Consider the following 10,936-nt stretch of genomic DNA (forward strand, 5'->3'; position numbering starts at 1 on the left):
AGCTGGTGCTGGAGTTTCTCCTCCTTAATCATCCGCTAGACTGTCCGGTGTGCGACCAGGCAGGGGAATGCTTCTTGCAGGATTATTCCTTCAAGTACGGCCATGCTCACAGCCGGTTTATTGAAGAGAAGCGGGTTCGACCTAACGAAGAGTTGGGTGCTGGAGTAGTCATCAACCATAACCGCTGCATCATGTGTACCCGTTGTGTCCGCTTCACTCAAGGGATCAGTGGAACTGGCGATCTCTTAGTGAAGAACCGAGGTTATTATAGTAAAATTGCTGTCTTCGATGGGAAACCGCTGGACAACCCACTGGCTGGCAATGTGGCGGACATCTGTCCGGTCGGCGCTCTGCTGCTGAAGGACTATATCCATACCACCCGGGTCTGGCACCTGTCCCACACCGCATCCGTCTGCACCGAGTGTACCACCGGCTGCAGCATCACCGTGGATGCTGCTCATAATCGGATCTATCGGATTATCAGCCGGGAAAACGAGCAGGCCAATGGCTACTTCATCTGTGATTACGGCCGCTACGCCTTTCACAAATACACCGAGAATCTACTCAGCAACCCCCTCGTACGAACCAATCGGGGGTGGAAGGTACTCGGCTGGGACCAAGCCTATCAGACGGTGGTGGATCAGGTGGACAAACACGGCGGTAAGGCGGCCGTTCGGGCCCTTGCCTCGCCCACGTTCCCCAATGAGAGCAACTTTCTCTTGGGTCAACTCATGCAGCGCCTCTCTGATCAGAAAAACATTGCCTTTATTCCTGTCAGGCGGGAAGAGGATCAGGTGTTCCCGTCGGGTTTCCGTATTAGTGGCGATAAGGGGGGCAATCGCCTTGGAGCTGAAGACCTGATCGCTATGTTGGCGGCCGGACCCAGGTCTTTCTTCAAGGATGAACTAGGGGTCCTCCTGGTCATGGATGCCGATGGCCGGGCTGAAGTCACCGCCGATCTGCAGAAGATTTTCGTAGCCTCTCCATTCAAGGTAGTATTGGCGAGTAATAAATCAGAGATCACCGAGTTGGCAAACCTGGTGCTGCCCGTAGCGGGGCCGTATGAACGCGAAGGTACGGTGACCAATGATAAGAGCCTCGTACAATGGCTTCAGCCGGCTTTGCTGCCCAGTGGACAGGCCAGAGCTGACTGGCTGGTGATCGCTGAGTTGGATCATCTCTTGACGGGTGAGGAGAGCCTGTATACCTGTGCTGGTGATGTTACCTGGAAGATCAACCGGACCATCCCAGCCTACAGTCAGGTAACCCGGTTCAAGCTGGGCCAGAAAGGGCAATTTGTAGCAGGCACGAGCTAGTGGATACCTTTGATGTCATAGCGTCCCTGATCAAGGTGGTGGTGGTGTTTGGTGCTATCATCCTCACCGTAGCAATAATGACCCTGGCCGAGCGGCGCGTCGCTGGCTTCATTCAATATCGCTTGGGGCCTAACCGGGTAGGACCGTGGGGCCTCTTACAACCGGTAGCCGATGGTCTCAAATTCTTTCTCAAAGAGGATATTATCCCGGACAACGTCAATAAACCGATCTACCTGCTAGCGCCGGTGATCACTATAGTGCCGGCTCTTATGACCTTCGCGGTAATTCCCTTCGGGGCGTCGCTGGAGATCGCCGGGCATACGGTGAAATTGCAAGTGGCTGATATCAATATCGGCCTCCTGTATATATTGGCCCTTACGTCGGTGGGGGTGTACGGGCTGGTTCTGGCGGGGTGGAGTTCCGGGAGCAAGTATCCCCTTCTGGGCGGTCTGCGCTCTTCAGCCCAGCTGATTAGCTACGAGCTGGCCATGGGCCTGGCGATTGTCGGCGTGATCATGGTCAGCGGTGGCCTTACCTTCAATGAAATTGTGGCCCATCAGCAGGCCACCAGCTGGAACTTCTGGAAACAGCCCCTGGCAGCCCTGGTTTTTTTAGTGGCTATATTTGCCGAAACTAACCGCCTCCCCTTCGACCTTACCGAGGCTGAGCAGGAGCTGGTGGGGGGATATCATACCGAGTATTCAAGCTTCAAGTATATCATGTTTTTCCTATCGGAATACGCCAATATGATCACCGCTTCCGCCTTCATGGTGTGTCTCTTCTTCGGTGGTTGGGATATCCCCTTCGTGGATGAGGCAGCCCTGGGCAATTGGGGTGTGGTCTTCTCCGTCCTGGCCTTTGCCTTTAAAGTGGGCTTTTTCCTCTTTCTGTATATCTGGATCCGGTGGACCTTCCCCCGGTTCCGCTACGATCAGCTCATGCGCCTGGGTTGGAAAGTCATGCTGCCTCTGGGCCTGGTGAACATTTTTGCCGTCGGCTTGTGGATGGCGCTAAGGGCTTGATAGTATGAGCGAGATAAGGTAATGGCAACGGTCGTGCGAACATATGAGCCCAGGTTCTGGGACCGCTTTTACTTGCTGGCATTGGCACAAGGTCTGTTTATTACCCTGGTACGGTTTTTCAAGCGTAAGGATACTATTCAGTATCCTGAGAAAAAGCACGTGCCCCCTGCCGGGTACCGGGGTCTCCATCGGCTGAACAAATTCGATGACGGGCGGATCAAGTGCGTGGCCTGCGAGATGTGCCAGACAGCCTGCCCCGCTCATTGCATCGACATTGAGCCCTCAGCAGCACCCTGGGAGGATGGGGAGGAGCGGTATCCCGTCAAGTTTGAAATCGACCTGCTGCGGTGTATTTTTTGTGGCTTTTGCGAGATTGCTTGCCCCAAGGACGCCATCGAACTCACCGAGATTTATGACTTCAGTGCCTATACCCGTGATAACCTTCGCATCGATATGGAGGGCTTGCTGAAAGTGTTTGACGTGACAAAAAATGGCAACGTCTACGCTCGTCAAAATCGGGGTGAAAGGATCGAGGTGCCGATAGCCAGATGACGACAGTCCTGTTCTACCTGTTTGCCGCTCTTTTGTTGGGAACCAGTCTATTTGTGGTGCTGAACCGTAATCCCATCTACAGTGTAGTGGGCCTGGTCTTTGCCTTTATGAATCTAGCGGCCATGTATTTTCTCCTGGAAGCCTTCTTCATTGGCATTCTACAGGTTCTGATCTACGCCGGGGCGATCATGGTGCTGTTTCTATTTGTGGTCATGCTGCTGAATGTCCAGTCGGATCAGCCCCGCCCCGGCCTGATTCATCCCGACCGCTGGTGGTTTGGTCTTCTAGCACTGATTTTCGTTACCCTGCTACTTCTGCTGATCGGACAGGGAATTCGGGTGTTGTTGACTTCTCCACAGCAGGAGGTAGCTCAGATAGGTACCGTGGCGCAAGTAGGCGAAGCCCTGTTCACGCACTATCTGCTGCCATTTGAGATCGCCTCGCTCCTGCTGACGGTAGCCCTGGTTGGCACGGTCTTCCTGGCCAAGAAAAGGGTCTAGGTGGTGGTTGTACCCCTGTACCATATCCTGGCGTTTGCTGGTCTCCTGTTCACTATCGGTGTAGCGGGTGTCTTGTTCCGACGCAATGCCATTATTGTCTTTATGAGCATAGAGATCATGCTCAACGCGGTGAACCTTGTTTTTATTGCTTTCTCCCGTTACTACGGCAACGTGAACGGGCAGGTGTTTGTCTTTTTCATCATGACCCTTGCAGCAGCAGAAGTGGCGGTGGGCTTGGCCATCATTATCTCCCTTTTCCGCAATCTGCGCACTTCTGATATCTCAGAGATCCACCTGATGAAGTATTAATGGCCGATATCCTCTACCTCATTACCCTCTTTCCCTTGCTAGGCTTTTTGATTAACGGTCTAGTGGGAAGACGGCTTACGGAGAAACAGAGTGGCCTTGTGGCTTGCCTGGCTGTCGGAGGCTCCTTCATCATTAGTGCCCAGCTCCTGTTTGCCCTGCTGGCGCTCCCCCCGGAGGAACGGCTATTTACACAGACCCTTTTCTCGTGGATTCCTGTCGGCGAGTTGAACATCCAAGTGGGCTACTGGTTTGATCCCCTATCCGCCGTTATGACCCTGGTAGTCAGTGGCGTTGGTCTGCTGATTCACATCTACTCCATTGGCTACATGCACGGTGATCCCGGTGTCCGGCGCTATTTCTCCTTCCTGAACCTGTTCACCTTTATGATGCTCAGCCTGGTTCTGGCCGATAACCTGGTTCTATTGTTCCTCGGCTGGGAAGGAGTTGGACTATGCTCCTACCTCCTCATCGGCTACTGGTTTGAGGATGAGGCCAAGGCCAGGGCGGGGATGAAAGCCTTTATCGTCAACCGTATCGGTGACGCAGGCTTCATCGTTGCTATGATTCTCTTGTACCGCCAGTTCGGTACCTTGAGTATCAGCGAGATCGCACAGGCGGCTCCGGGGGCTCGGGTCGGTCAGGGCTTCTTTACCGCCGCTACCCTGCTGATGTTCATGGGGGCCACCGGTAAGTCAGCCCAGATCCCCCTCCATGTCTGGCTGCCGGACGCCATGGCCGGGCCCACGCCCGTGTCGGCGCTCATCCATGCCGCCACTATGGTCACTGCCGGCGTGTACCTCATTGCCCGCAACAACGTGCTTTTCAGCCTGGCCCCCGCCACTATGACTACCGTGGCTACCCTCGGTATCCTCACGGCTCTCTTCGCAGCCTCTATCGCTATCACCCAGAATGACATCAAAAAGGTACTGGCCTACTCCACTATCAGTCAGTTGGGATATATGTTTACTGCTGTGGGAGTGGGCGCGTTCTCCGCAGGTATTTTTCATCTCATGACCCACGCCTTTTTCAAGGGTCTCCTGTTTCTAGCTGCTGGCAGTGTTATTCACAGCCTGAAAGGTGAGCAGGATCTGAGCAAAATGGGCGGTCTTCAGGTGCATCTGCCTACAACACATTGGACCATGCTGGTAGGGGTGCTGGCCATCGCTGGCATTCCCGGATTCTCGGGCTTTTTCAGCAAGGATGAGATTCTCTGGGGTGCTTTCAGCCAGCACGAGGGTTTTAGCTTGATCTGGTTGGCGGGAATTCTTACGGCCGGTCTCACGGCTTTCTACATGTTTCGGCTCTTTTTCCGCACCTTTTATGGAGAGGCCGCTTGGGCGGGGAGTCACCAGCCCCACGAATCCCCTTCTGTGATGACCATTCCCCTAGTCCTTTTAGCGTTCCTGGCCATCTTCGGGGGCTATATAGGCTTCCCGGAAGCGCTAGGAGGAATCAACCGGTTCCATCACTTCCTCGAACCGGTCTTAGCTGGACCTCAAGTGATCGGCATGGCGGGCCAGCAAGCCTCACATGGACTCGAGCTTTCGCTCATGGTGGTGAGTACCGTGGTTGTCCTGGGGGCGGTCTATTATGCCTATCGGGTGTATATACGACAGCCAACCCTGGCGGCTGACTTGGCCCAGCGGCTGGGGCTGGTCTATCGTCTCTCCTTTAATAAGTACTTCGTTGACGAGGCTTACCAATTGCTGGTGGTACGACCCTTCCAGGCCCTGGCGACGGTTTCATGGAAATGGTTTGATGTTCGAGTAGTAGATGGGGTGGTGAATGGCAGTGGATTTACTATCGCCTGGCTGGGAGGGGTCATTCGCCGGGTGCAGACTGGCCTGATTCAGCACTACGCTTCCATCATTCTGCTCGGGGTTATTTTCATATTGATTTACCTATATATCGCCTAATGGATTGGCTTCAACAACATCTCCTGACCCTGACCATCTTTGTCCCTACCGCCGGGGCCGGGATTATTCTTTTCCTGCGCGAATCCCGGCGTGAGCTTATCCGGCAAGTGGCGCTGTGGACATCGCTGGTAGCCTTTGTTCTCTCCTACTTCCTCTTTAAGGGGTTTGAGTTCACTAGCGCATTTCAATTCATTGAGCGAGCGCCCTGGATTCCTAACTATGGCATTAGCTATCATGTCGGCATTGACGGCATCAGTCTCCTGCTGGTCATGCTCACCAGCTTCATCACCCCCGTGACCATCTTATCCTCGTTCAATGCTATCCAGCGGCGGGTCAAGGGCTTCATGGTGGCTCTGCTGGTCATGGAGACCGGTATGCTGGGCGTGTTCGCCGCCCTGGATCTGTTCCTCTTTTACATCTTCTGGGAGGCCATGCTCATCCCCATGTACCTCATCATTGGGATCTGGGGCGGTGAGAATCGGCTGTATGCCTCCATCAAGTTTGTCCTGTTCACCATGCTGGGCAGCCTTCTCATGCTGGTGGCGATTTTCAGCCTATGGAGTCAGGGCAATGCTCAGTTGGGATATCCAACCGCCAACTACCTGGAGCTGACCGGCCTGAGGCTTTCGCATACAACCCAGATCTGGATGTTCCTGGCTTTCGCTTTGAGCTTCGCCATCAAGGTGCCGCTCTTCCCGTTCCATACCTGGCTACCGGATGCCCACGTTGAGGCTCCCACCGCCGGCTCGGTCATCCTGGCCGGTATCCTGCTGAAAATGGGGGGCTACGGCTTTCTGCGCTACTGCCTGCCCCTGTTTCCGGAGGCCACCGCCCAGTTCACTCCCCTCATCGTGGCCCTCGCGGTGGTCGGGATTATTTACGGTGCCCTGGTCGCCATGGCCCAGCCGGACATGAAAAAGCTGGTGGCCTATTCCAGCGTGAGTCACCTGGGATTCGTGGTAGTGGGCATCTTCGCTCTCAGCTTACAGTCGGTGTCCGGCGGCATCATTCAGATGGTGAACCACGGCCTGTCCACCGGTGCCTTGTTCCTTCTGGTGGGAATCATCTACGAGCGGACCCACACCCGCCAGATCGCTGACTATGGTGGTCTGGCAAGCCGTATGCCCCGCTATGCGGCAGTATTTGTCATCGTAACCCTGGCCAGCATTGGCCTGCCTGGCCTGAATGGCTTCGTGGGTGAATTTCTCATCATCGTGGGGAGCTTCAAGACGCAGCCCGTGGCCGCTGTCCTGGCCGTGCTGGGCGTGATTCTTTCAGCGATATATCTGCTATGGCTAGTGCACCGAGTCTTCTTCGGCCCGCAGGCCGGGGCTGTGAAAGTCACAAAGGAAGCGGGTGAAGGCTGGGGACTAATAGATCTGACCCGCCGCGAATGGGCGGTGATGCTGCCGATCCTGGTCATGATCGTCATGTTGGGTGTCTACCCTCAGCCGTTCCTGAAGCGAATTGAACCGTCGGTAACAACTTTGGTGAACACTTACCAGCAGGCCGTCGCCCCGACAGCAGCTGCCCAGATTGAGATGGAAACCACCCTATCCTATGAGGAAGATGAGTGAATCAGGCTAAACGACATATAGATCACCATGCATTGAGGAGATGGCTCGGGGCGCTTATTGTGATCCTGCTGGTGCCGGCTCTGGCTCTGGCAACCAGCGAGGAGGGCGGCGAACACCTGGGACGTATCCTGCCCCTGTGGAGCGCGATTCCCTTCCTGGGAATACTGCTCTCCATTGCCATTTTTCCGCTGATGGCGCCCACTTTCTGGCATCACCACTTTCCCAAAGTCTCAGCCGCCTGGGCCATCATTCTCGCGGTGCCGTTCCTCATCGCCTACCGGGGTGAAGCCTTTCACGAGCTCGTCCACATCATGCTGGTGGACTATGTTCCCTTCATCATCGTTCTCTGGGGCCTGTTTACGATCGGTGGCGGCATCGCGCTGCGCGGCACTCTCGTGGGCACTCCGGCAGTGAACACCGTCCTGCTGCTGATCGGGACCTTACTGGCCAGCTGGGTGGGCACCACCGGCGCGGCCATGCTATTGATCCGGCCGGTTATCCGGGCCAACGCTTGGCGGAAAAGCAAGAAGCACATCATCATCTTTTTCATTTTCCTGGTGGCCAATATCGGCGGCTCTCTGACTCCCCTGGGCGACCCGCCCCTGCTGCTGGGCTTCATTCATGGCGTACCCTTCTTCTGGACCCTACGGCTTGTCGTCGAGATGGCCTTTATGGTCATCGTCCTGCTGGTCCTTTTTTTCCTGCTGGACAGCTATTTTCTCAAACGGGACGGGACGCCGCGGCCCGCCATCCAGGGTGGCGAACCCATCCGCCTGGAGGGCCTGCATAACTTTCTTTTTCTAGGTGGGATTATGGCCCTGGTGCTCATGAGCGGCATGCTGGAACTTCCCGAAGTCTCCATTCTGGGAGTCCATATTCCGTTGCAGGACATCTACCGGAACCTGGGGATTATCCTCGTGCTGGTGCTGTCCTACAGGAGCACGCGGCAGGAGCTCCGGGATGCCAACGGCTTCACCTGGGCTCCCATCAAGGAAGTGGCCTACCTATTTGCGGGCATCTTCATCACTATTGTCCCGGTACTGGCCATGCTCAGAGCCGGCTCGGAAGGCGCCCTGGCCTTCATCATTAATAGTGTGGAACGGCCCTGGCACTATTTCTGGGTCACAGGGACACTCAGCAGCTTCCTGGATAACGCGCCCACCTACCTCACCTTTTTTAACACCGCCTTGGGCAAGCTGCATCTGACGGAAGGGGAGGTGGGCCGCTTTCTGGCAGGCAACGCCACGGAAGGCGAGCTGCTGACCAACCTCCAGGTGTTTGAGACCATGTTGGTCGCGATCTCTATCGGGGCCGTTTTCATGGGAGCCAATACGTACATCGGCAACGCCCCTAACTTCATGGTGCGCTCCATCGCCGAAGAGAACAAGATCCCCATGCCCAGCTTCTTCGGCTATATGGTCTGGTCGGTGCTCATACTGCTCCCCATATTTGTAATTGTCACCTTCGTATTCTTGAGGTAACCGCCATGTTCAGCGATATACTGTGTGCCACGGATTTGAGCCCTCGTTCCGATGAAGCGCTGCGGGTAGCCGTCCATGTGGCGGCTAAGTATAATGCCCGGCTGACGATACTGAACGTCCATGAGGAGTTCATGGACAAGGGTGAAATGGTGATGCTCCGGGTGAGTGTGGAGCAGGTCCAAGAGCGTTTCCAGCAGGTTGCCACCAGGTGCCGCCAGCAGATGCAGGCACTGGTCACTGCAATCGGCGTGGAGGACATCCAGGTTGAGTACCTTATCCGGGAGGGCAAGCCTGAGGATGTGATTCTCAAGACGGCCCAGGACATCACCGCCCGGCTCCAGAAGCCTAACTTGCCGCTGGTCGTCATGGGGACCAATGGCAGGGATAGTCTCATGGACCGGCTGCTGGGAACGGTGGCCGAACACGTGGTCCGGCAGGCCCCCTGTCCCGTGCTGGTCATACCATATATATCCGAAGGGTAGCCAATGACTTTGGCAGACATCACCAGTACTTTGCCGGAACTGGCCCTGGTAGCCACGGCCCTTGTGCTTCTCATCTTGGAGGTATTCCGAGAGCCGCCCCGGGTACATTTCGCTGGGGTGGCAATGGCAGGGATCGCGGCGGCTTTGGCCCTGGAACTCGCTTTTCCAGCTACAGGCCAGTTCTACAATGGGATGATCCTGGTGAATCACTTCTCCCGGTTTTTCGACGTGGTATTTCTGATCACGGCAGCCGCCACTATGCTCATCGCTATCCCCTACCTGCGGAAGACCCTGGAAGAGCGAGGAGAGTATTACGCCCTCCTCCTGTTCGCTACCATCGGTATGATGTTCATGGCCAAGGCCCACGACCTGACTATTGTCTTCCTGGGGCTGGAGCTGCTGTCGATTCCATTGTATATCCTGGTTGGATTCTATCGGCATCGAGTGCGGTCCAATGAGGCGGGGCTGAAGTATCTCCTCCTGGGGGCCTTTTCTACCGGTTTCTTTCTCTTTGGCATTGCCCTCATTTACGGCAGTACCGGTGCAACCCACTACGATGCCATCAGACAATCCATCGTTTCCGGTGAGCACCTTTCTCCAGCCCTGACGCTGGCGGGCTTCGGTCTTCTGATGGTGGGATTTGCCTTCAAGGTGGCCCTGGCGCCGTTCCATATGTACGCACCGGACGTCTACGAAGGGGCCCCCACATCCATTACGGCCTTTTTGAGCACTGGTCCCAAGGTAGCCGGGTTCGCTGCCTTCTTGAAAGTTATCGTCATCTCCTTCGCGGCTACTACCCAGCACTGGTGGGGTGTGGTATGGGTTCTGGCCGTCCTCACCATGACGGTGGGGAATATTACCGCGATTCTGCAGGACAACCTGAAGCGGATGCTGGCCTTTTCTAGCGTGGCTCATGCTGGTTATCTGGCAGTGGCGGTGCTGGTAGGTACTTACGATAGTGCTTTGGGTATGATGTATTACGTGGCGGTTTATGCGGCTACCACCCTGGGCGCCTTTGGTGTAGTGGCGCTCATTGAGGGGGATGAAGAATCAAATCTGGACATCGACAGTTACCGGGGGCTGGCCCGGCGGAATCCCTACTTGGCTGGCGTATTTGCACTCGCGATGGTATCTCTGGCGGGATTTCCTCCCACCGCCGGCTTTCTCGGTAAGTACTTTGTCTTCAATGCCGCTGTAGATGAGGGCTACGTCTGGCTAGTGGTGATCGCCGTCCTCAACAGCCTCATTTCAGTGTACTACTACCTGCGTCCCGTGGTGGCCATGTATATGCAGAAGCCCACTGATGAGACCCCTATTCTTTTGCCTCGGGTCGCGGCCCCTGTGTTCCTGCTACTGGTGCTGGTCGTCCTGGGATTTGGCATTTTCCCTATGGCGCTGGTAAAGAACAGCGTATCCGCCGCGGGGAGCCTCTTCTAATGGTTCCGTGGCTGAAGAACACCTGCTCCTCCAAACCGGTCCGATTTCAGTTATGACTAATCCTAGGCGGCGAGGCCTCCTGATCGTTTATACCGGCGAAGGTAAGGGCAAAACTACCGCTGCCTTGGGTACTGCTTTCCGAGCCATGGGGTATGGTTGGAAAATTTGCATGGTCCAGTTCGTTAAGGGAACCTGGAAATACGGTGAGATGAAGAGCATTGATCGCCAAGGTGATCAGTTTGAGCTGCATGCCATGGGGGCCGGATTCTATCAAATCCTTGATAACGATCAACCTGAAGAAGTTCATCGGCAGGCCGCTTCTGAGGCCGTAGAACTCATTATCG

At 55.5% G+C, this 10,936-nt stretch carries 11 protein-coding genes; all 11 read left to right on the plus strand.

The genetic code is table 11. From position 1 onward, the window contains the following. Positions 1-1,316, plus strand: a 1,316-nt coding sequence (locus ACETWG_08445) for a molybdopterin-dependent oxidoreductase (GenBank protein MFB0516619.1), incomplete at its 5' end; no start/stop codon positions are given. Continuing rightward, positions 1,316-2,338, plus strand: a complete 1,023-nt coding sequence (gene nuoH, locus ACETWG_08450) for an NADH-quinone oxidoreductase subunit NuoH (GenBank protein MFB0516620.1) — start codon at positions 1,316-1,318, stop codon at positions 2,336-2,338. The genes ACETWG_08445 and nuoH, both read left to right, overlap by 1 nt. 33 nt (positions 2,339-2,371) lie before the next feature. Next, positions 2,372-2,890: an NADH-quinone oxidoreductase subunit I gene (locus tag ACETWG_08455; GenBank protein ID MFB0516621.1), complete on the plus strand. Its 519-nt coding sequence runs from the start codon at positions 2,372-2,374 to the stop codon at positions 2,888-2,890. Next, positions 2,887-3,390 (plus strand): NADH-quinone oxidoreductase subunit J, encoded by a 504-nt coding sequence (locus ACETWG_08460; GenBank protein MFB0516622.1) that lies wholly within the window; start codon positions 2,887-2,889, stop codon positions 3,388-3,390. The genes ACETWG_08455 and ACETWG_08460 overlap by 4 nt, the downstream gene beginning before the upstream one ends. 3 nt (positions 3,391-3,393) lie before the next feature. Beyond that, positions 3,394-3,699 carry an NADH-quinone oxidoreductase subunit NuoK gene (nuoK, locus tag ACETWG_08465; protein ID MFB0516623.1) on the plus strand — a complete coding sequence of 102 codons (306 nt, stop codon included), beginning with the start codon at positions 3,394-3,396 and terminating at the stop codon, positions 3,697-3,699. Then, positions 3,699-5,615, plus strand: a complete 1,917-nt coding sequence (gene nuoL / locus ACETWG_08470) for an NADH-quinone oxidoreductase subunit L (protein ID MFB0516624.1) — start codon at positions 3,699-3,701, stop codon at positions 5,613-5,615. Before nuoK ends, nuoL begins: the two co-directional genes overlap by 1 nt. Continuing rightward, positions 5,615-7,192, plus strand: a complete 1,578-nt coding sequence (locus tag ACETWG_08475) for an NADH-quinone oxidoreductase subunit M (protein ID MFB0516625.1) — start codon at positions 5,615-5,617, stop codon at positions 7,190-7,192. The genes nuoL and ACETWG_08475 overlap by 1 nt, the downstream gene beginning before the upstream one ends. 59 nt (positions 7,193-7,251) lie before the next feature. Next, a complete protein-coding gene (locus ACETWG_08480) occupies positions 7,252-8,673 on the plus strand; it encodes a sodium:proton antiporter (GenBank protein ID MFB0516626.1) in 1,422 nt (473 codons plus the stop codon). Positions 8,674-8,678: 5 nt separating this feature from the next. Beyond that, positions 8,679-9,155, plus strand: coding sequence for a universal stress protein (locus ACETWG_08485; GenBank protein ID MFB0516627.1), 477 nt, complete (start codon positions 8,679-8,681; stop codon positions 9,153-9,155). A 3-nt stretch (positions 9,156-9,158) separates the two neighbouring features. Continuing rightward, positions 9,159-10,592: an NADH-quinone oxidoreductase subunit N gene (locus ACETWG_08490; protein ID MFB0516628.1), complete on the plus strand. Its 1,434-nt coding sequence runs from the start codon at positions 9,159-9,161 to the stop codon at positions 10,590-10,592. 52 nt (positions 10,593-10,644) lie between these two features. Continuing rightward, on the plus strand, positions 10,645-10,936 hold a 292-nt coding region (locus ACETWG_08495), incomplete at its 3' end, for a cob(I)yrinic acid a,c-diamide adenosyltransferase (protein ID MFB0516629.1).

It is taken from the genome of Candidatus Neomarinimicrobiota bacterium, from assembly GCA_041862535.1.
In the GTDB taxonomy this organism is placed as follows: domain Bacteria; phylum Fidelibacterota; class Marinisomatia; order SCGC-AAA003-L08; family TS1B11.

Coding starts and splice junctions, on each gene's coding strand:
- ACETWG_08460 (MFB0516622.1), top strand. CDS start 2,887: ATGACGACAGTCCTGTTCTACCTGTTTGCCGCTCTTTTGTTGGGAACC.
- nuoL (MFB0516624.1), top strand. CDS start 3,699: ATGGCCGATATCCTCTACCTCATTACCCTCTTTCCCTTGCTAGGCTTT.
- ACETWG_08475 (MFB0516625.1), top strand. CDS start 5,615: ATGGATTGGCTTCAACAACATCTCCTGACCCTGACCATCTTTGTCCCT.
- ACETWG_08485 (MFB0516627.1), top strand. CDS start 8,679: ATGTTCAGCGATATACTGTGTGCCACGGATTTGAGCCCTCGTTCCGAT.
- ACETWG_08490 (MFB0516628.1), top strand. CDS start 9,159: ATGACTTTGGCAGACATCACCAGTACTTTGCCGGAACTGGCCCTGGTA.